Below are 21711 nucleotides of genomic sequence, written 5' to 3' on the forward strand. Positions count from 1 at the left end.
GGGAGAGTGCATGTCTGAAATGTTGATGGCGGGTCGTACGGCGCTGATAACCGGCGCGTCTTCGGGGCTCGGCGCACGGTTCGCGCATCAGCTCGCCGCAGCCGGTGCGCGGGTCGTGCTGACCGCGCGGCGCGAGGAATTGCTGGCCGAACGATGCGATGCGATTCGCGCGGGCGGCGGCAAGGCGCTCGCGGTCGCGATGGACGTGACCGACGAAGCATCGGTTCAGGCGGCCTATGACCGCGCCGAGGCCATGTTCGGACCAGTCGACACGATAGTCGCCAACGCCGGGATGAATATCGAAGGCCCCGCGCTCGACGTGGACGCGTCCGCGTTCGATTCGGTGCTCGCGGTCAATGTCCGCGGAGCTTTCCTCACCGTGCGCGAGGGCGCCAGGCGGATGATCGCCGCCGGATCGCCCGAAACCAGGCGCGGGCGGATCGTCCTTATCTCCTCGATCACCGCGCAGTCGGTGTCACCGGGGCTGGCGCTCTACAGCGCCTCGAAGGCCGCCGTGCTTCAGCTCGGCCGGGTGCTCGCCCGCGACTGGGCGAACAAGGGCGTCAATGTGAACATGCTCTGCCCGGGCTATATCGAAACCGATCTCAATTCCGATTGGTTCAACACCGAGGGCGGCCGGAAGCAGATCGCCAAATGGCCGCGCCGCCGCCTGATGGGCGCCGATTCGCTCGACGGCGCGCTGCTCTATCTCGCTTCGGATGCCAGCGCTTACGTTACGGGATCGGTGATGACGGTGGACGATGGACAGTCGCTTTGACTGGATTTAACTGTTCACTTAAACAAGCGTGACGATTGAGAGGAATGCCATGCTGAAAACGCGCTTCACCGAGATGTTCGGAGTCGATCATCCGGTCGTCCAGGGCGGGATGATGTGGGTCGGCACCGCCGAGCTGGTCTCCGCCGTCGCCAATTCAGGCGCATTGGGCTTTCTCACCGCGCTTACCCAGCCGACGCCTGAAGCGCTGAGCAAGGAAATCGCGCGCTGCCGCGAGATGACCGACCGCAAGTTCGGCGTGAATCTCACCATCCTCCCGTCGATCAATCCACCGCCCTATGCCGAATATCGCGCCGCGATCATCGAAAGCGGCATCGAAGTGGTCGAAACCGCCGGATACAAGCCTCAGGAACATGTCGATCACTTCAAGCAGCACCGTATCAAGGTGATCCACAAATGCACCGCCGTCCGCCATGCGCTGTCGGCCGAGCATATGGGGGTCGATGCCGTGTCGATCGACGGCTTCGAATGCGCGGGCCATCCGGGCGAAGACGACATTCCGGGGCTGATCCTGATCCCCGCCGCCGCCGACAAGGTGACAATCCCGATTCTGGCGAGCGGCGGCTTCGGCGACGGGCGCGGTCTTGCCGCCGCACTCGCGCTGGGTGCCGAGGGCATCAACATGGGCACGCGCTTCTGCGCGACCAGGGAAGCGCCGATCCACGAGAATTTCAAACAGGCGATGGTCGCAAACGACGAACGCGCGACCGACCTCATCTTCCGCAGCTATCGCAACACCGCGCGCGTGGCGCGCAACGCAGTCAGCGAGCAAGTCGTCGCCGCCGAAGCCGAAGGCAAGCCGTTCGAGGAAATCGCGCATCTGGTGAAGGGCGCGCGCGGCAAGGAAGGGCTCGACAGCGGCGAGCTCGATCACGGCATCTGGAGCGCGGGCATGATCCAGGGGCTGATCCACGACGTGCCGAGCTGCGCCGAGCTGGTCCACCGCATCGTCGCGGACGCCGAAACGATCATCTCGCAGCGACTGGCGGACATGCTGACGCAGCAGCCCGAGGCGGTGGCCTGACATGGATCTCGCCTGGAGCCCCGAGGAACTCGCCTTCCGCGACGAAGTCCGCGCCTTTCTCGCCGATAACCTCACTCCCGAAATCGCGCGCGCGGGCAAATATGCCACCAGCGTCTATCCCGACCACGAAGCGAGCATGGCATGGCAGGATCGCCTGCATGCACGCGGCTGGGCGGCACCGCACTGGGCGATCGAACATGGCGGGCAGGACTGGAGCGTCGCGCAACACTACATCTTCAACCGCGAGCTGATCGAAGCCGGCGCGCCGTCGCTTTCGCCAATGGGCATCCATATGGTCGCGCATGTGATCATGAAATTCGGCACGCCCGAGCAGAAGGCGTTCTTCCTCCCCCGCATCCTCACCGGCGAGGTCTTTTTCTGTCAGGGCTATTCGGAGCCGGGCGCAGGCTCGGACCTCGCCTCGCTGCAAATGGCGGCGGAGGCGGACGGCGCGGATTTCATCCTCAACGGATCGAAAATCTGGACCACCCACGCCACCGAAGCCAACTGGATGTTCGCGCTGGTCCGCACGTCGAAGCGCGATCGCCCGCAACAGGGCATCACCTTCCTGCTGATCGACATGACCGCGCCGGGCATCGAAGTCCGCCCGCTGCTGATGACCTCGGGCGAGGAAGTGCAGGCGCAGGTCTTCTTCACCGACGTCCGCGTGCCGCAGGCCAATGTGCTCGGCGACGTCGATCAGGGCTGGGGCGTCGCCAAATATCTGCTCGAATTCGAACGCGGCGGCAGCGCCTATGCCCCCGCCCTCCACGTCCGCGCGCAGCGGCTGGCGGAAGTGGCCGCAGAGGCACCGGCCGATGACGGCGGCGCGTTGATCGACGCCCCCGCCTTCTCTCGAAAGCTGGCGGCGGCGCGAGCGCGGATCGACACGCTCGAAATCCTCGAAATGCGGCTGCTGTCGGCCGCGTCGGAAGGCGGCAGCGTCGGCGCACTGTCTTCGATGATGAAGGTTCTCGGCACCGAACTCGCCCAGCATCTGAGTGAGCTCGAGATCGAAGCCGCAGGACCTGCGGGCATGGCCTATCAGCCGCATGCGACGATGCCCGGCGGCCCCTCCCCGCACTTCACGCCGCCCGAGGACGGGCATGTAGCCGGCGAACCGTGGCAGGCGCTCGCGCCGCTGCGCTATATCAACGAACGCGCCGGTTCGATCTATGCTGGATCGAACGAGATTCAGCGGAATATCCTTGCAAAGATGGTGCTGGGATTGTGAGTCCGGCACGCCATCCACCGTACACGTCATCCCGGGCTTGACCCGGGATCCAGCTTCTTCTGCTCCGTCACCTGGGCAAAGGCAGCTGGCCCCCGGCTCAAGGCCGGGGTGACGGAAGGCAAGGAGTCAACGGCGCCTGAGCCGTACGATCGCCGAGTCGAGCGCCTGCAGAAAATTCGACCGATCCACCTTGCTGAACGGCGGCGGCCCGCCAATCTGATCGCCGCCGGCGCGCAGATCGGCCATGATCGCGCGCGTCGCGATCGCGCCGCCGATCGAGGCTTCGGTGAACGGCTTGCCGTTGGGGGCAAGCACGCTTGCCCCGGCCTTCAGACAGCGGTCGGCGAGCAGGATATCGGCGGTGATCGCGATCGCGTCGGCATCGGCTGCCTTGGCGATCCAGTCGTCGGCCGCGTCGAAGCCGTCGCTCACCACCACCCGGTCGATCAGCGGGTGATCGGGCACCCGCAGCCAGCTGTTGCTGACAATGGTGACGGGCAGCTCGTGCCGCCACGCCACCTTGTAGATTTCGTCCTTCACCGGACAGGCATCGGCATCGACCAGGATGCGCAGGCTCACGCCGGACGATCCTTGCGCTTGGGCTTCTTGTCCTTGCCGCCGGTGCGCGGCTTTTCGCCCTTGGCGCCGCGATGCGGCTTGGGTCCGCCCGGATGCTTCCGCGCGCCGGCGGGGCGCGCCTTGTGCGGCGGCCGGCCGGGACGACCGCGACCGCCTTCGGCCGGACCGTCCGAGGGTTCGATCCGCACCGCGTCCTCTTCGTCCGTCGCGGTACGTTCCAGCGCGGCGGCGAACTTCTTCGCGATCGCGCGCGGCACCTGGAAATGCGTTTCATTGGCGCCGATGCGGATCGCGCCGACTTCGTTGCGGGTGATGTGCCCGCGACGGCAGAGCAAGGGCAGCAGCCAGCGCGGATCGGCATTTTGCCGCCGCCCCAGATCGAGCCGGAACCAGACAGTGTCCTCGAACCCCGGACGATGCCGTTCCTGCTGCGCGGCGCGGCGCGCCTCTGGCGTGTTTTCGATCATCTCCTCGGGCTGCGGCATTGCCGCGCGATGCGAGCGGACAAGCGCGGCCGCAATATCCTCGGGCGAACGTTCGGCGAGCAGACGCTGCGCGAGTTCGCGATCTTCCTCGTCATATTCGGCGGGCGCGAGCAATGCCGAGAGCAGCCGCTCGCGATCCTGCGCGCGGATCGCCTCGGGGCTCGGCGCGTCGATCCATTCGGCGTTGATGCGCGCGCCGCGCAGCATCGATTCGACGCGGCGGCGGCGCGGATAGGGAACGATCAGCACCGCCGTTCCCTTCTTCCCCGCGCGCCCGGTGCGGCCCGAGCGATGCTGGAGCGTTTCGGCGTCACGCGGTATTTCGACATGGATGACGAGGCTGAGGCTCGGCAAGTCGATCCCGCGCGCAGCAACATCGGTGGCGACGCAGACGCGCGCGCGGCGGTCGCGCAATGCCTGCAGCGCCTGATTGCGTTCGGATTGCGAATGCTCGCCCGACAGGGCGACGACCCCGAAACCTCGCTCCTGCAGCGTCGCGTGCAGCCGCCGTACATTGTCGCGAGTCGCGCAGAACAGGATCGCGGTTTCCGCCTCGTGATAGCGCAGCAGGTTTACCGCAGCCGCTTCGATTTCCGAGGGCGATACCGTCACTACCTGGAACGCGATGTCGCCGTGACCGCGTTCCTCGCCGCCGGTCGCGATGCGCAGCGCGTCGCGCTGATAGCGTTTGGCGAGCGCGACGATCGGCTTGGGCATCGTGGCGGAGAAAAGCAATGTCCGCCGCCCTTCGGGCGTGGCGTCGAGAATTTCCTCAAGGTCCTCGCGAAAGCCCATGTCGAGCATCTCGTCGGCCTCGTCGAGCACCACCGCCGCGCAATTGCCAAGATCAAGCGCGCCGCGCTCGAGATGGTCGCGCAGTCGCCCCGGCGTACCGACGACGATATGCGGCCCGCCGCGCAGCACGCGCCGCTCGCGCGAGGGGTCCATCCCGCCGACGCAGGTGGCGATGCGCGCACCGGTCCTGGCATAGAGCCAGATCAGCTCGCGGCTGACCTGCAATGCCAGTTCGCGCGTCGGCGCGACGATCAAGGCCAGCGGCGCCTCGGCCGGGCCATCGAGCCGGTCGAGCAGGTTTTCGGCCATGGCGAGACCGAAGGCGACGGTCTTGCCCGATCCGGTCTGCGCCGAGACGATCAGGTCACGGCCCGATGCTTCGGGGGCGATGACGGCGGCCTGCACCGCAGTAGGTTCGGCATAGCCACGTTCGGCCAGCGCTTCGCCGAAAATGGCGGGGAGATTCGAAAAGGACATGATGCTCGCGATATGACCGGGCCGCGCGTGTCGCGACCGGGCGTGTCTGTTGCTTGGGCAGGCGCCGTGGCGTCGCGATGTGCGGCAGCGCGCGGCAGGCCAGCCGGCCGAACGTCTCGGCCGCTGCGAGGCCCTCTACAGCATCGCGAGCGATTTGGCTCTAGCTGATTTCGCGGCGCAGCAAAAAGCCGCTACGCCGCCTCCGCCCGGCGCAGCGCCGCATAGCGGGCAAGGTGATGGTCTGCGGGGCCGAACTGCTGTTCGATCACGCTAACTCGCTTGAAATAATGGCCGACGGCGAGTTCCTCAGTCATCCCCATCGCCCCGTGGAGCTGGACCGCATTCTGCCCGACAAAGCGGGCCGCATCGCCGATCACCGCTTTTGCCGCGGATACCGCGCGGGCGCGTTCCCCGGGCGCGGCATCGAGCTGGAGCGTCGCCAGATAGGCGGCCGAAATCGCCTGTTCGAGCGCCATATACATATCGACCATGCGGTGCTGCAGCACCTGAAAGCCGGCAAGCGGCTGACCGAACTGGCGGCGTTGCTTGGCATATTCGACCGTGTCATCAACCATCCGCCGCATCGCGCCAACCGCTTCGGCGCAGACCGCCGCCGTCGCTTCGTCGATGACCTGCTCGATAAGCGGCAATGCAGCACCCTCACCCGTGAGCAACGCATCGCCAGGCACATGCACGTCGCGCAACATGAGGTCGGACGCGCCGCGCTCGTCGATCAGGCGATAGTCGTGGTGCTCGATTCCCTTGGCGTCGCTGCCGAGCAGGAACAGCGCGATACCGTCACGATCGCGGGTATCGCCGCTCGTACGCGCGCTGACGATCAGCTGCACCGCATCGGGACCGCCGACCACGACCTGCTTTGTCCCGTCGAGCACCCAGCCGTTGCCTTTCGCCTTTGCAGTCGTGCGCACATCGTGCAGCGCATAGCGGCTCTGCGGTTCGCCATGCGCGAGCGCGACCTTCGCCTCGCCGCCAGCGATCCGGCCGAGCAGCGCATCGCTCGCCTCGCCGGGCAGCCGCGCCAGCAGTCCACCCGCGATCACCACGGTTTCGAGAAACGGCTCGGGCACCAGCGCTTCGCCAAGCGCCTCCATCACGATCATCGTTTCGATCGCGCCGCCGCCCAGCCCGCCCGCACGTTCCGGCAGCGGCGCGGCGAGAATGCCCAATGTCTGCGCGAAATCCTGCCACAACGCGGTATCGGGTCCGCCCTGCAGGATGCGCTTGCGGCGCGTTTCGAAATCGTAGCTATCGCGCAGATAGCGCTGCAGCATGTCGCGCAGCATCGTCTGCTCTTCGGTCAGGCCGAAATCCACTCGGCGCTCCTTGTTTTCTTTGGTTGCGGTCGCACTGCCTCCACCTTCGCGGCGAGCGGCGTCTTGCCGAGGATCATGTCGCTTGCCTTTTCGGCAATCATGATCGTTGGCGCATTGGTATTGCCCGAGCTGATCCGTGGCATCACGCCCGCATCGACCACGCGCAGCCGCCCGACGCCGCGCACGCGCAGTTGCGGGTCGAGAACGGCGCCCGGCCCCTGCCCCATCGCGCAAGTGCCGACCGGGTGATAGAGCGTCGTCCCAGCCTCACGCGCGAAGGCGAGCAGGTCGTCGTCGCTCAGCACATCGGCGCCGGGCGCCATTTCATGATCGATCTGCCCCGCCAGCGGCTCGGCGGCGGCGATGCGTCGGCCGATCCTGAGCGCTTCGACGATCACCTTCCCGTCCATCGGATCGGACAGATAATTGGGCGTGATCGCGGGCGGCGCGAGCGGATCGGCCGAGGCGATGTTGATCGTCCCGCGCGATTGCGGACGAAGCTGGCACGGCGCTATGCTGATCCCGGGCAGTTTTTCCAGCAGCATCTTCTGTTCGCGCAGAAAGGCGTCGGCGTCGACCGTGGCGGGGAGGATGTGGAACTGGATGTCCGGCGAGGCCAGATCGGCGTGCGAGCGGCAGAAAGCGGTGACATGCGCCGCCGACAGCGTCAGCAGTCCGCGTTTCCTGGTCAGATAGCGCCCCGCCTCGCGCAACAGCCGCCAACCGCGCGCGAGCTCGTTGATCGACTGGACTCCCTTCTTCAGCCGGTAATTCTCGCTGACGATATAATGGTCCTGCAGATTGGCGCCGACGCCCGGCAGATCGGCGATCAGATCGATGCCATGCGCGCGCAGCAGCGCCGCCGGGCCGATGCCTGACAGCTGGAGCAATTGCGGCGAATTGACCGCCCCGCCCGCAAGGATCACTTCGCCCAAGGCGCGCGCGACATGGCACTTGCCGTCATGGCGAAACTCGACACCCACCGCCTGCCCGCCTTCGATCACAACGCGCGTCGCCTGCGCGCGGGTGAGGACGCGGAGATTGGGCCGCGCCATCGCCGGGTGAAGATAGGCGACCGCCGTCGAACAGCGTTTGCCGTTGCGCACGGTGAGCGGGAACCAGGCGACGCCTTCCTGCTCGGCGCCGTGAATGTCGCGATGCTCGAGCCCGATCGCTTCGCAGGATTTGAGCGCCGCCTGCGACAGCGGATGCGCCATCGTCGGGTCGGAGATATCGAGCGGGCCATCGGTGCCGTAGGTTTCGGCGGCCTCGCCGTGGCGATGCTCGGCGCGACGGAAATAGGGCTCGACATCGGCCCAGCCCCAGCCTTCGCAGCCCATCGCCCGCCAGCCGTCATAATCGCCGCGCTGGCCGCGCACATAGAGCATGCCGTTGAGCGAGGACGAGCCGCCCAGCACCTTGCCGCGCGGCCAGAGATAGCGGCGCCCGCCGGTGCTCGCATCGGCCTGCGTCTCGAACAGCCAGTTGACGCGCCTGTCCTTCAAGGTGCTGGCATAGCCGACCGGGATACGGATCGTCATGTTGGACGCGAATTGCCGCAAATTGCGCAGCGGCCGATCGTCGCCGCCCGCTTCCACAAGCAGCACGCGCGTTCGCCCGTCGGCGCTCAGCCGGTTGGCAAGCACGCAGCCCGCCGAGCCTGCCCCGACGATCACATAATCCGCGGTCGGCCCGTTCATTTGCGGCGATAGAGATAGTTGGACGGCAGCCCCATCCGCACCGATGCCTGGGCGGGCGGCGCGCCGGCGATGTGCAGCCGCTCGAACATCCGGCCCATACCCTTGAGCAGCATCCGCTCCCAGCCGGCGAGCCGGTATTGCCTGCCGTCGAGTTCGAGCTGCCGGATCGCCCAGGTCGGCAGTATCGAAATCGCCGCGCGCACCATCATCCACTGGAAAGGACGCAGCGGACCCGGCACCGCCGGCGTATTCTTCACGATGTCCAGGAACTCGGTCAGGATCGGATGGCCGACGATGCGCGGCCGCATCGCCTCGAACTGTTCGCGCTGCTCGGCGAGCGTCTTCGGCGCGCCCTTGGCGAGGAACAGGTCGGCGATCGGGATCGATTCGGCGTAGAAGCGATCACGATCGGCGTCGGTCAGCGGGCGGCAAAAGGCGGCATAGGCCTCCATGAATCCGTAATCGACCGTCGCCTGCACCCAATCGAGCAGTTCCTGGTCATTGGCGTGATAGGCCTCGCCCTCGGGCGTTGTCCCGCGCACTTTCTCGTGCATGCGCACGACGCCGCCGATCACCTTGTCTGCAACGGCGCGCGGGGCATAGACGCTGACATGCGTCACCATGCCGGTGCGCCGCATCCGCGTGACCGGATCGGTGGGGAAGATCGAATGTCCCCACACGCCTTCGCGCACGCGCGGCTCGCCGAGTTCCAGCAACACCGCCGCCACACCGCCGATGAACAGCGACACCGGGTTCTTGAACACGTCCCAGGCGATCGAATCGGGCGTGTAATAGGCCGGCGCGCCGGGCGGATTCAGAAAATCCACCTTGGGCATCGGCGGCTTCTTCTTCGTCTTGGCAGCGCCCTCCGCCGCCGGGCCGACATGGCCGGCGGCGGGCATGGAAAGTGCGGTGTCGTTCATCGCTTCACTCCGGGTTACGCAGGCAGATCGCCGGACAACCGCACCGGGCCGCTCAGAAGTTCACCGAGAAGGACGCACCGAAAGTGCGGGGCATCCCGGCGTAGCGGACATTGAGGTTCTGATTGTCGACGACCGAGGTCCAGTAGTAGGTGTCGGTGATGTTGCGGCCCCAGATGGTGACCGACCACAGCCCGTCGGCGCTGGCGATCCCCATGCTGCCGTTGAGCAATGCATAGTCCTTGATGCGGAACAGCGGATCCTCGCCGAAATCCGAATGGGTTTCGGTGCGATAGCTGCCGTTCAGCGTTGCCTGGAAATTGAGGCTGGAGGAAACCGGCAGAGTCAGCGTCGCCGTCGCGCTGGTGGAGAATTCGGGCGCATAGGAGAATTCCGACCCGCTGAAATCCGTCGGGATGCCGGCGGCATTGGCACCGACATAATCCTCGACCTTGGTCTTCAGATAGGTGCCGTTCCATTGCAGCTGGAAGACCGGCGAAGGCCGCAGCGTCACTTCGGCATCGATACCCCAGGCGTGCGAATTGGGGATGTTCACCAGCCGCTGCAGTGCGCCGAATGTGGGGTCGGGTACGTAGGAGCTGAACTGCTTGTCGGTATAGTCGTAATAGAAGCCGGTGACGTTCACTTGCGCCAGACGGTCGGCGATCGCGGTCTTGATGCCGATTTCATAGGCAGTCAGCTCTTCCTGCTTGGCGGGCGTGAACTGCACCGCGCGATTGGCCGGAACGATCGGGATGTTGCCGGATTTGACGCCGCGCGCGACCGACGCGAACAGCATCGTGGCGTCGGCGGGTTCATACTGGAGCGTCAGGCGACCGGAAAAATTGTCCTCGTTCAGTTCCTCGTGAACCAGCACATCCTCGTTGATGGTCGGATCATAGGTGGTGCAGCCACCCTTCACCACCAGCGGCGCGATCACACCATAGGTCTGAAAGATGATGACGCGATTGGTGGTGTTGACGATCGGCAGATAGTTGCCGTTGACTTCAGTCGAACAGCCGTCGAGTTCGGTATAGTCCTTGCCGAAGCGCACACCGCCCGACACGCTGAACTGATCCGAAAGCTGGAAATCGGCGTTGGCATAGCCGCTATAGGTTTCCGAATAACCGGTTGCCATGCCGCCGCCCTCGCGGAACGCCACTGCGACATCGGCCGGCGTGTGCCCTTCGACGTTGAACAGCGCGTTGAGCGCGGGATTGGCCAGGATCGCAAGTGTGTTGGCGCGCAGGAACGCCACCGAACTGTTGTCGCCGATGACGAAGCGGCTGCCCTCGCGCAGGTCGTCATGCGCGTAATAGCCTCCGACCGACCAGCTGAAATCGCCATGATCGCCTTCGAACCGCAGTTCCTGCGAAAAGGATTCGATCTTCGCGTCATATTCAGTCGAGATGATTTCGAACGGCGCACCGCCGAAATCGACTACATCCTTGCGCGTGAAGTTATTGTACCCGGTCAGCGAGATGATCGACAGTTCGGCATCGGGCCGCAGCGTCAGACGAAGCTGCGCCGAAAGAAACTCGCTGTCGGCACGCGGCGCGCCGATCCCGGGTGCGAGACCGACATCGGCGGCGCGGTCCGCTGCGGGCTGGAAGCCGGCATCGCTTGCCTCGTCGGGCTGGTTGTTCGCGAGATAATCGAGCAGCGCGGCCGAATTGAAGTCGCCCGGACCGACGGCCGGCGCCGCCAGCGACAGGCGGTTGGTGAGGTTGAGGCTGATCGCCTGTCCCGCTTGCGTATCCGAGCGATCGCGCCAGCCGGAGACCGAGGCGAACGCCTCGAAACTCGACGACGGCTCCCACAGCAGCGACAGCCGCCCGCCCAGCCGGTCCTTCTCGCCCAGCTTTTCGCCGCGCGACTGATCGATCTGCCAGCCCTCGTCGCTGTTTTCGGAACGGAAGGACGCGCGCAACGCGGCCGTCCGGCCGAGCGGAATGTTGAGCGCACCTTCGAAATTATAGGTCTGGTAATTGCCGATTTCCGCCGTCGCATAGCCGGAAAATTCGCCCAGCTTCGGCTTGGCGGTGATGAAATCGACCAGCCCCGCGGTGGTGTTGCGGCCATAGAGCAGTCCCTGCGGCCCCTTCAGTACTTCGACGCGCTCAAGGTCGAATATCGGCCCGTTCGCCATCGAGGGATAGGGCAGCGCCAGTTCGTCCTGATAGATGCCGACCGTCGACGTCGCCGTGATGTTGACGCTGTTGAAGCCGATGCCGCGCAGCGTGAAGATCGGTACGCCCGAATAGGCAGGCGCCACTGCCAGCGAGGGAATATTGGTCGCAAGCGACTGAACATTGTCGACTCGCAGGTCGCGCAATGCGTCACCGCTGAAGGCCTGCACCGAGAGCGGCACGTCATTGATCGATTCGCTTCGTCGTTGGGCCGTGACGACGATTTCGGTACCAACCGTCGGCGGCACATCCTGAACGACATCGCCGGCCTCGGGCGCGTCCTCCGTGCCGCTTTCCTGTGCCGTCGCGGGCGTGGCGACCAGCAATGCGGCCTGAGCCGCGGCGGCGAAGAACATTGCCTTTCGCATCCAATTCCCTCCCATAGGTTCCCGAATGTGCCTTTTTACGCCTCGGGGTATTGTTTAACTGAACAATTACATTGTAGGGAGTGAATTGACAGCTATCGTTTCTGACAGGGGGTGACGATGCCCGCCGCAACGGCGCCGCAGGCCAGTATTCGCGCATTGGCGCAACAGGTTAGAAAGGCGGGCAGCCGCATCGGCTTGCCGCTGGTCGCCGCCTGCGCCGATATCAGCAGCGCGCGCCCGGCGCTGGACGAGGAAGGAACCCCCGTCGGCGCGCTGTTCGATTTTACGCGCGGCGCCCGGGAATATTGGGAATGGTCCGATCTGGCGCTGCACAATGCGATCATCGCGGTCGTCCGGCACACCGCCGAACCCTTTTATTTCGACCGCGGGACGATCGGCGCATGGCAGGCCATATCGCTGCGCGAGGATGTCGAGAAACAGGCGCGACAACGCGATTACGATGTCCGCGCCGCGATCGTTGCGCCGGCCCATCTGCCCGGCCCGACGATCGGCGCGGTTCTGTGGGCAAGCGACGGCGAAGGCGTCGATGTCGCCGCGCTCTATCGCGATCACGCAGTGGCGCTGCACGGGCTTGCACTGCGTTTCGTGGCGGCGTGCGACCGCGCCAGTCACGGCATGCCCGATATCGGCTTCCATCGCCTCACGCGCCGCGAGATACAATGCCTGAAACTGGCGGCGGCGGGAAAGACCGACGGCGAGATCGCGACGATCCTGGAAGTCGCCGTACCGACGGTGCGCTTTCATTTGCGCAAGGCCAGCGCGAAGCTGGGCCAGACGGGGCGGCTGCGCACCGTACAACGCGCCGCGGAACTGGGTTTTGTGACGACGCGGCAATAGGCCGCATGACGGGTGGAGTAAGGAATTCAATGCGTAAGGGAGATTTTTGATGGCGAGTTCCCCCCAGCGAAAGGAGGCGAACAACCCTTCAGCCGACGCACTGCTGAACGCGACAAGTGCGCTAATGACCGAGCGCAATTCGGTCGACGTGACCTTTGTCGACATCGCCCAGCGCTCGGGCGTCAATTCGGCGCTGATCCGCTATCATTTCGGCAGCAAGACCGGGCTGTTCAAGGCACTGCTCGAACGCGACGCGGGCGGCACGTTCGACAATCTCGACGCGCTGGTGAACGCCGAGATGAGCGCGGTTGAAAAGATGCGCCATCACGTTTCCGGCGTGATCAAGACCTATTTCCGCTACCCCTATATGAATCGCCTGGTCGGCGCGCTGTCGATCGATACCGAATCGGACATGGCGCGCTTCATCGCCGAACGCTTCACCAAGCCGCTCGCCGCCGCGCAGCAAGCGATACTCGAGCAGGGCCAGCGCGAGGGCGTGTTCCGCGACATCGACCCGATGCTGTTCCACTTTTCGCTGGTCGGCGCGTGCGACCATCTGTTCCACGCACGCCACTCGCTCAAATATGCCTTCGGAATCGAGGAAATCACGGACGACCTGCGTCGCCGCTATGCCGATCACATCACCGGAATCCTGATGGAGAGCATCCTCCTGAAGCCCTGACACGACGAAACAAGCCGCCTTGTGCAATTTGATTTATTCAGTTAATTAACTCCGCAAGCAGGGCAGAGACCCTATCACGATCGGAGAGGAGCTGGATGGTGCTCAAGGCAGCGAAAACCCGGGATCCGGCGTGCGAGCCGATCGATTTCGACGCAATGCCCCGGCTGGGCGACATACCCGCCTATCATGCGCTGCGCCGCCCGCTCAAAGCGGCAACGGTGTTCGAAGGGCACGCTACCAGCTGGGCAACGCTCGATGCGCGCGCCAATCGCGTCGCAAACGCATTGCTCGCCGAAGGCTGCGAACCGGGCGATCGCATCGGCTTCGTCGGCAAGGGCTGCGACAGCTTCTTCGAACTGCTGTTCGGGGCAGCAAAGGCGGGCATGGTGCTGGTGCCGGTGCAATGGCGGCTCGCCGCACCCGAAATCGCGCAGATCCTCGAGGATGCGGAGGTCCGTCTCCTCTTTCTCGCGCCCGACCAGTTCGACAAGGCCGACGGCTTCTGCGCGCTCCCCGCCGTCAAACGCTGCATCGCGATGGGCGACGGCAGCGACCTGCCCGGCTGGGAGGAATGGCGCGACGCGGCATCCTCCCAGACGCCGGACATCGCCGTCGATCCCGACGATGTCGCGCTCCAGCTCTACACCTCCGGCACCACTGGCACCCCCAAGGGCGTGATGCTCAGCCATGCCAATATCCTGAGCGGCCGCCGCGAGGGGATGGGCGCGAAGATGCCGTGGAACGAGTGGCTCGAGGACGACGTCAATCTCGTCCCCCTGCCGCTGGGGCATATCGGCGGCGTCGGCTGGGCGATCGTCGGCTATTTCAACGGCGCCACCACCATCGTCCATTCCGAATTCGTGCCGCAGAAGGTGCTCGACGCGCTCGCCCATGACGGTGTCTCGAAGATGTTCCTGGTGCCCACGGCGATCCAGATGTTGCTGATGATGCCGGGCGTGCGCGAACTGGAATTTCCTCGGTTGCGCTACATGCTCTACGGCGCCTCTCCGATCGCGCTCGACCTGTTGCGCGAAGCGACCGAAGTATTCGGCTGCGGCTTCGCCCAGCAATATGGCGCCACCGAAACCTGCGGCACGATCGTCTATCTGCCGCCCGAGGATCACGAATCGGGGGGCACCGAACGGATGCGCTCGGCGGGCCTGCCGATGCCGGGTGTCGAAATCCGCGTCGTTCATCCGATCAGCCGCGAACCGCTCGACGCCCGCGACGTCGGCGAAGTCGAGACGCGCTCGGTCGCCAACATGGTCGGATACTGGAAGCGCGGGGATGCGACCAGGGAAACGCTCAACGCCGACGGGTGGCTGCGTACGGGCGACGCCGGCTATCTCGACGAAGACGGCTATCTCTACATCCACGACCGGTTCAAGGACATGATCTGCACCGGCGCCGAGAATGTATATCCCGCCGAAGTCGAAAGCGCGATCTACGGCCATCCCGCAGTGCAGGAAGTCGCGGTGATCGGCGTGCCCGACGCCAAATGGGGCGAAGCGGTGAAGGCCGTCATCGTGCCCAAGCCGGGGGAAACCGTCACCGCCGAGGACATTATCGCCTATGCCCGGGAACGGATCGCCGGGTTCAAGGTGCCCAAATCGGTCGATTTCGCCGATGCCCTGCCCCGCACCGCATCGGGCAAGGTGATGCGTCGCGCGCTGCGCGACCCCTATTGGGAAGGCCGCGACCGCGCGGTCAACTGATCTGCGCGGCTCTCGCCAACTGACTCCCACCCGCTACCCAGCGCGCGGAACAAATCCACTCGCGCAGACGAAACGGCCTGATCCGCGCGTATCCGCGCAAGCCGCAGCCGGACCAGTTCGCTCTGCGCGACGATCACGTCGATATAGGCGATCGAACCGGCACGATAGCGAAGTCCCGCAAGGTCGAAGGCGCTTTTGGCATGGGCCTCGGCGCTTTTCAGCTCAGCCTGGCGCGCCAGCGCCGCGCGATAGGCGCTGAGCGCCTGCTCGACTTCCTTGAGCGCGGTCAGCACCACGCCGTCGAACCGCGCCAGCGCCGCCTCGGCCTCTGCTTCGGACTGGCGGATCCGCGATCGCGCCGCCCCCGTGTCCGGGAAGGAGAAGGAGAGCAACGGGCCCAGGCCGAAGGAGAAGCCCCGGCTCTGGCTGATCCCCTCCCCGCCACTCTGCATCACGCTCGCGCCGATGCTGACGCTGGGATAGAGATCGGCCGTCGCCACGCCGATCCGCGCGGTGGCGGCGGCAAGCCGGCGTTCGGCCTCGGCGACATCAGGGCGGCGCTGGAGCAGGCTCGCGCCGTCGCCGATGGCGATGGGGTGGTGCGGGTCAGGGGTTGACCCGCACCTGGCAGCATCTTCCGGGACCATGGCTGGGGAGAGGCCCAGAAGCGCCGCCAATTCGAAAAGGGCCGATGCACGCTGATCCTGCATCGGAGCGAGTTCGGCGCGCGCTTCGGAAAGCTGCGCCTCGGCACGGTCGACATCGAGTTTTGCCGCCGAGCCGGCATCTTGCTGGGCGCGAACAATCCGTACCGTTTCACTGGTGAGGTCGATCGAATCCTCGATAGCGGTAATCGCTTCGGAAGCGGTGCAGGCGGAGAGATAGGCCTGCGTCACTGCCGCGGCGACGCGAACCCGCACTGCGGCGGCCGCGAACGCCTGCGCCTCGGCATCGGCGCGCGCCGCCTCGATCGTGCGCGATACGCGCCCGAACAGATCGGCTTCATAGGAAAGCTGAAGCCCGCCGCCGAAAGTGAAACGCTCGCCGGGCAGATAGAGCGGTGGCTGGCTTCGACCATAGGTGCCGTTCGCGGTCAGTTCGCTCTGTGGCAGGCGCCGACTGGCGGCGCCGGCGACGACTGCCTCGGCAGCGCGCAGATTCGCCATCGCGACGCGCAGATCGGTGTTGGCCGCAAGCGCCTGCGCCACCAGCGCGTTCAGCGCCGGGTCCTGATAGATCCGCCACCATTCGGCTTCGGGATCGGCTTCGGGATCGGTATCCGGGGCGATACTGACGAACGACGCCCCGGCGGGTGCCGGGAGTTTCGGCGGCGCATAGTCCGGTCCGGCGGCGCAAGCCGTGAGCCCGAGGCCGAGCGCGATCGAGAATAGCTGTCTGGTCATGGGTTCAAGCTCCCGTCGGCATGGAGTCACCCAGCGCGCGCTGGCGTTCGGAGGTCGCATGGCCGCGATGGTCGCGCGCGATCAGCGTGTAGAAAGTGGGCAGCACGAACAGCGTGAAGAAGGTGCCGATCAGCATCCCCATCACGACGACGATGCCGATCGCGAAGCGGCTCGCCGCGCCCGCTCCCGTGGCGAAGAGCAGCGGCACAAGCCCTGCGACCATTGCCGCGGTCGTCATCAGCACCGGCCGCATGCGGACCCGCGCCGATTCGAGGATCGCATGCGCCCGATCGAGCTGCTGCTCGCGCTGCAGGTCGTTGGCGAAGGCGACCATCAGGATGCCGTGCTTCGAAATCAGGCCGATCAGCGTCACCAGCCCGATCTGGGTGTAGATGTTGAGCGTGGTGAAGCCGAGATAGAGCGGCAACAGCGCCCCGCAGATCGCCAGCGGCACGGTGATCAGGATCACCAGCGGGTCGCGGAAGCTTTCATATTGCGCGGCGAGCACCAGGAAGATGACGATCAGCGCGAAGCCGAACGACACGGTCAGCCGATTGCCCTCCTGCACATATTGGCGCGCATCAGCGAGCCAGTCGATCGTCACGCCCGGCGCTCGCGGTTGGGCCCGCATCGTATCGACGGCCTGCCCCATCGTGACGCCCGGCCGCAGGACGCCCGAAAGCGTCGCCGAATTCATCTGGTTAAACTGCGGCAGCCGGTTGGCGCTCGGCGTCACATCGACGCTGATCACCGTCGACAGCGGGATCATTTCGCCCGAGCTCGCCCGGACATAGTAGCGACCGAGATTCTCGGGCGTCAGCCGGTCCTCGACGCGGACCTGCGGGATCACGTCGTACGAGCGGTCGTGATAGTTGAAGCGGTTGACGAAATTCTCGCCGACCAATGTCGCCAGCGTGTCGGCGATCGCCTGCATCGTCACGCCGACTTCGCCTGCCTTGGCCGCGTCGATACGGATGCGCGCCGAGCGATTGTCGAAGGCGAGATCGCTTTCGACGAAGAGGAACAGCCCGCTCTGCCACGCCTGCTGCTGCAGCGTGATCATGTCCTGATAGAGCGTGCCGAAATCGGCGGGCGAACGCAGCACCATCTGGAACGGCAGCCCCGAACTGGCCGCGGGCAGCGGCGCGGGCTGGAACGGCGTGACGGTGGCGTCGTGGATGCCGTTTGCCATGCCGAAGAGCTGGCCCTGCACGTCCGTCGCCGAACGTTCGCGATCCTCCCAGTCCTTCAGGATGACACCGCCAAAGCCGAGATTCTGGCCGCCGTCGCCGTTGCCGAAGAAACTGCCTTCATATTCGGGAAGCTGGCGGAACATCGCCTCGACCTGGTTCGAAACGCGGTCGGTGTAGCGGATGCTGGCATATTGCGGCCCGCGCGTCGCGGTGAAGACATAGCCCTGGTCCTCCTGCGGCGCGAGTTCGCGCTGCGCGCCGAGGAACAGGACGACGATCCCGCCGAGCATCGCCACCGCGACCAGCAGCACCGCCGGGCGCATCGCCAGCGTTGCGGCAAGGATGCGGGCATAACCGGACGAAAGTCGTGCGAAGAAATGCTCGATTGCCTTGGACAACCGCCCTTCGCTCACCTTGGAGCTGAGCAGCACCGAGCTCATCATCGGCGACAGTGTGAGCGCGATCACGCCCGACACCACCACCGAGCCGGCAAGCGTGAAGGCGAATTCCTTGAACAGGCTGCCGGTCAGCCCGCCCATCAGCCCGATCGGGGCATAGACCGCCGCCAGCGTGATCGTCATCGCGATCACCGGTCCGACGATTTCGCGTGCGCCGACCAGCGAGGCCTCGATCGGCGTCATCCCTTCCTCGATATGGCGGTGGATATTCTCCACCACGACGATCGCGTCGTCGACGACCAGCCCGATCGCCAGCACCATCGCCAGCAAGGTGAGCAGGTTGAGCGAGAAGCCAAAGGCCAGCATCAGCGCCGCCGTACCGACCAGCGATAGCGGGATGGTCACCACCGGGATGACCACTGCGCGCAGCGAGCCGAGGAACAGGAAGATCACGACGATCACGATCACCACCGCTTCGATCAGCGTGTGTTCGACTTCGTCGATCGACGCGTTGACGAAATGCGCCACGTCGAACTTGCTCTTGATCTCCATGCCCGGAGGCGCGGCCTCCTGGATCTGCGGGATCAGTTCGTTGGCGGCCTCGACGATGTCGAGCGGATTGCCGTCGGGCGTCGGGGTCAGCGCGAGCAGGATCGCGCGCTTGCCATCGGACCAACCGGAACTGTCGTAATTCTGTCCGCCGATCTCGATCGTCGCGACGTCGCCCAGCCGTACGAGCCCGTCCGCTCCGGTCTTCACCACCATATCGCGAAACTCATCGAGATTGCGCAGATCGGTGGCGGCGGTGATGTCGGTGACGGTCAGCCCGCCATCGAGCCGGCCGGGCGCGGCCTGGACGTTGTTGGCGCGCAGCGCGGCGGCGACATCCGAAGCGGAAAGCTCGCGCGCGGCGAGCTTGGTCGGATCGAGCCAGACGCGCATCGCCAGCGCGCTGCCGCCGGAGATATCCGCCGATGCCACGCCGGGGATCGACGTAAGCAGCGGCTGCGCGACGCGCGTCACGAAATCGGTGATCTGCGCGGGCGTATATTCGTCGCCGGTGAAGCCGATATACTGCACCGCCGACGCACCATCGGTAATCTTCGCGATCACCGGATCGAACGCGCCGTCGGGCAGCCGGTATTTGACCTGCTGCACCTTCGCCAGAATTTCGGTCAGCGTGCGATCGGAATCGGCGTTGAGCACGAGCTTCGCCTTCACCTGGCTATGGCCCATCGTGGAGGTGGAGCTGAGATATTCGATGCCGCTCGCCGTTGCGATCGCCTGCGCGATCGGCTGGGTGACGAAGCCCTGCATCACTTCCTGTGTGGCGCCGGGGAAGCTTGTGTCGACAGTGATCGTCGCGCTTTCCAGATTGGGATATTGCCGCACCGGCAGGCCGAACATCGCCGCGACCCCGACGAGCAGGATCAGCATGCTGACGACGATCGACAGGATGGGCCGCCGGATGAAGAGATCGGTGAATTTCATTGTGAGCGACCTCTTCAGCGCGTGGCAGGCTTGGACGTGTCGGCGATCGTCACCGCCGCGCCGGGCTGAAGCCGCACCTGTCCCGTGGTGACGACGATGTCGCCGGCGGAAAGACCGCGTTCGACGACGGTGCGTTCGCCGACTTCGCTGCCCACGGTCACCGGCACCAGCGCCGCCTTTCCTTCGCGCACGACGAACACGCTGTCGCCCGAGGCCGAAGTCTGGATGGCGGTGGTCGGAACCAGGATCGCGCCCTGCCGCACCGGCTGTTCGACGCCGACGGTGACGAAGATGCCGGGGCGCAGCACGCGGCCGGGATTGGCCATCACCGCCTGCACCGCGATGTTGCGCGTATCGCCCGCAACGACGGGTTCGATCGCGCTCACCTTTGCCGTGAATTCGCGATCGGGCAGCGCATCGCTGCGCACCGAAACGTCGCCGCCGACTTCGAGCTTGGAAAGATCCTGCTGCGGCACACTGAAATTGACATGGACGCGATCGAGGTCGGTGAGCGTGGCGATCGCATCGCCCGCGTTCACATATTGGCCGAGATCGACCTGGCGGATACCGATCTGCCCCGAAAAGGGTGCGCGCACCGTCTTCTGCGCGAGCCGCGCGTCGATCTGGCGGATCGCGGCACGCGCCTGCGCCAGTTCGGCCTCATGCTGTTGCAGCAGCGCGCGGGGCTCGGCGCCGGTCGGCTCGAGTTCCTTGGAACGATCATACTGGATCTGCGCGAAATTGAGCCGCGCCACCGCCGCCGAGCGATCGGCGCGTTCGGGGGCGTCGAACAATTGGACCAGCGGCGCGCCGCGACCGACGCGCTGCCCGGCCGTGAATCGGATCGCGACGATGCGACCGGGAACCTCGGGTGCGAGCACAACCTGCCGTACCGCCTCGATCGAGCCGGTCGCCCGCAGCGCCTGCGGCAGCGTTTCGGACTTCACACGCATCGCCGTGACTTCGACCGGCGGCGGCGCATAGGCCGCGGCGGAGCCTGCCATCCGCATCGAGCGCCATGCGAAAATCGCGCCAAACACCAGCACCAGCACAATCGCGGCGATCAACAGGGGCGCCTTGCGGCGGCGCGGCGTTTCGACCGCGAAATCGTCGGTGTCGTCGGTGATGGACATGTCGGCTCCGTGTTCGGGTGGCCGACGAATTGCCCCCGTCGGCAGCCTGTTTCCCGCAGGCCGACGCTTCTATAGAACCTCAACATTGGTTGAGGTCAAACAGAAAATTCGCTAGCGGTGGTCCACAAGGAGAAATCATGTCGACAGGCAAACACGCCCGCGATCCGCTGACCGTCGGCAAGGTCGCGGAGCGCAGCGGCGTCTCGGTTTCGACGCTGCACTTCTATGAAGCCAAGGGACTGATCGAAAGCTGGCGGACGAGCGGCAACCAGCGCCGCTATCCCCGCTCGGTGCTGCGCCGGGTCGCGGTGATCCGCGTCGCCCAACGCGCCGGCATTCCGCTGGCGGTGGTAAAGAACTTCCTCGACAGCATCCCCGCCGACCGCGCGGTGAAAAAGCGCGACTGGCATCGTCTGACCCAGGCGTGGCAGGCGATCATCGACGAACGGATCACCAGCCTGATGCAGCTGCGCAACGACCTGGAAAGCTGTATCGGCTGCGGCTGCCTTTCACTGGCCGATTGCCCGCTGCGCAATCCCGACGACAGGCTAGCCAGCGACGGCCCGGGACCGCGATTGCTGGAGGAGAAAGCGGACCGTACCGCAGGCTCCGAGACATCATGAGGACCCACCGGTATCTCTGGCGCGCGCGATATACCCTCCGGCATTGACCGCTGGTCCATGCTCTTGCCCATCGCACTTGCCAAAAGCCGAACCGTTGCGTGGAGCTGTTCCAAGCGGCCGGCTTCAACACAGGGGGCTTGATTTGGCTATGCGCGAATCACGCGTCGCATCATCTGGATTGCTCCGCCGAACAATCGCCCGGAATCCGGCAGTATCAAAGATCTGATAAGGTCGGTTGACTTACGAAATACTATGGAAATCACCGAATTAGACCAAGAAATCCAAAACGAACCGATCTCCGCAAGAGAAAACAA

The 21711-nt window shown here is 65.4% G+C and carries 16 protein-coding genes; 7 read left to right on the forward strand and 9 right to left on the reverse strand.

From position 1 onward, the window contains the following. Positions 1–10: 10 nt before the first annotated feature. From G5C33_RS15610 to G5C33_RS15620, 3 genes are read left to right on the forward strand one after another with little or no spacing between them, the layout of a single operon-like run. Entirely contained in the window at positions 11–778 is a 768-nt protein-coding gene (locus tag G5C33_RS15610) for an SDR family NAD(P)-dependent oxidoreductase (protein WP_165327988.1), read from the forward strand. A 49-nt stretch (positions 779–827) separates the two neighbouring features. Then, positions 828–1820 (forward strand): NAD(P)H-dependent flavin oxidoreductase, encoded by a 993-nt coding sequence (locus G5C33_RS15615; RefSeq protein WP_165327989.1) that lies wholly within the window; start codon positions 828–830, stop codon positions 1818–1820. Position 1821: 1 nt separating this feature from the next. Beyond that, positions 1822–3054, forward strand: a complete 1233-nt coding sequence (locus G5C33_RS15620) for an acyl-CoA dehydrogenase family protein (RefSeq protein ID WP_165327990.1) — start codon at positions 1822–1824, stop codon at positions 3052–3054. A 126-nt stretch (positions 3055–3180) separates the two neighbouring features. Here G5C33_RS15620 and G5C33_RS15625 read toward each other — a convergent pair whose 3' ends face one another. The 6 genes from G5C33_RS15625 to G5C33_RS15650 form a co-directional block, all read right to left on the reverse strand. Next, on the reverse strand, positions 3181–3627 hold the full coding sequence (locus G5C33_RS15625; protein WP_165328894.1) for a YaiI/YqxD family protein: 447 nt from the start codon (positions 3625–3627) through the stop codon (positions 3181–3183). Positions 3628–3629: 2 nt separating this feature from the next. Further along, on the reverse strand, positions 3630–5390 hold the full coding sequence (locus G5C33_RS15630) for a DEAD/DEAH box helicase (RefSeq protein WP_165327991.1): 1761 nt from the start codon (positions 5388–5390) through the stop codon (positions 3630–3632). A gap of 191 nt (positions 5391–5581) precedes the next feature. Continuing rightward, on the reverse strand, positions 5582–6724 hold the full coding sequence (locus G5C33_RS15635; protein ID WP_165327992.1) for an acyl-CoA dehydrogenase family protein: 1143 nt from the start codon (positions 6722–6724) through the stop codon (positions 5582–5584). After that, complete coding sequence (locus G5C33_RS15640) at positions 6709–8424, reverse strand: GMC family oxidoreductase (protein WP_165327993.1); 1716 nt, start codon at positions 8422–8424, stop codon at positions 6709–6711. Before G5C33_RS15640 ends, G5C33_RS15635 begins: the two co-directional genes overlap by 16 nt. Next, the gene (locus G5C33_RS15645) at positions 8421–9347 is read right to left on the reverse strand and encodes an oxygenase MpaB family protein (RefSeq protein WP_206518576.1); all 927 of its coding nucleotides are present in this window, start codon (positions 9345–9347) and stop codon (positions 8421–8423) included. The genes G5C33_RS15640 and G5C33_RS15645 overlap by 4 nt, the downstream gene beginning before the upstream one ends. Positions 9348–9399: 52 nt before the next feature. Continuing rightward, entirely contained in the window at positions 9400–11901 is a 2502-nt protein-coding gene (locus tag G5C33_RS15650; RefSeq protein WP_165327994.1) for a TonB-dependent receptor, read from the reverse strand. Positions 11902–12018: 117 nt separating this feature from the next. Between G5C33_RS15650 and G5C33_RS15655 the strand changes: the two genes are divergently transcribed. The 3 genes from G5C33_RS15655 (at position 12019) to G5C33_RS15665 (ending at position 15156) form a co-directional block, all read left to right on the forward strand. Next, on the forward strand, positions 12019–12759 hold the full coding sequence (locus G5C33_RS15655; protein ID WP_165327995.1) for a helix-turn-helix transcriptional regulator: 741 nt from the start codon (positions 12019–12021) through the stop codon (positions 12757–12759). Between the two features lie 49 nt (positions 12760–12808). Beyond that, positions 12809–13441 (forward strand): TetR family transcriptional regulator, encoded by a 633-nt coding sequence (locus G5C33_RS15660; RefSeq protein ID WP_165327996.1) that lies wholly within the window; start codon positions 12809–12811, stop codon positions 13439–13441. A 95-nt stretch (positions 13442–13536) separates the two neighbouring features. Further along, positions 13537–15156, forward strand: a complete 1620-nt coding sequence (locus tag G5C33_RS15665; RefSeq protein ID WP_165327997.1) for a fatty acid--CoA ligase — start codon at positions 13537–13539, stop codon at positions 15154–15156. Here the strand turns inward: G5C33_RS15665 and G5C33_RS15670 are convergent. From G5C33_RS15670 to G5C33_RS15680, 3 genes are read right to left on the reverse strand one after another with little or no spacing between them, the layout of a single operon-like run. After that, positions 15123–16559 (reverse strand): efflux transporter outer membrane subunit, encoded by a 1437-nt coding sequence (locus G5C33_RS15670; protein WP_165327998.1) that lies wholly within the window; start codon positions 16557–16559, stop codon positions 15123–15125. The two genes, G5C33_RS15665 and G5C33_RS15670, sit on opposite strands and share 34 nt — an antisense overlap. Positions 16560–16563: 4 nt before the next feature. Further along, positions 16564–19641 carry an efflux RND transporter permease subunit gene (locus G5C33_RS15675; protein ID WP_165327999.1) on the reverse strand — a complete coding sequence of 1026 codons (3078 nt, stop codon included), beginning with the start codon at positions 19639–19641 and terminating at the stop codon, positions 16564–16566. Between the two features lie 14 nt (positions 19642–19655). Next, entirely contained in the window at positions 19656–20774 is a 1119-nt protein-coding gene (locus tag G5C33_RS15680) for an efflux RND transporter periplasmic adaptor subunit (protein WP_165328000.1), read from the reverse strand. A gap of 137 nt (positions 20775–20911) precedes the next feature. Here G5C33_RS15680 and soxR point away from each other — a divergent pair, with 137 nt between their 5' ends. Next, positions 20912–21397, forward strand: a complete 486-nt coding sequence (gene soxR / locus G5C33_RS15685; protein WP_165328001.1) for a redox-sensitive transcriptional activator SoxR — start codon at positions 20912–20914, stop codon at positions 21395–21397. Positions 21398–21711: the final 314 nt, after the last annotated feature.

The organism is Sphingosinithalassobacter tenebrarum (assembly GCF_011057975.1).
Classification (GTDB): domain Bacteria; phylum Pseudomonadota; class Alphaproteobacteria; order Sphingomonadales; family Sphingomonadaceae; genus Sphingomonas; species Sphingomonas tenebrarum.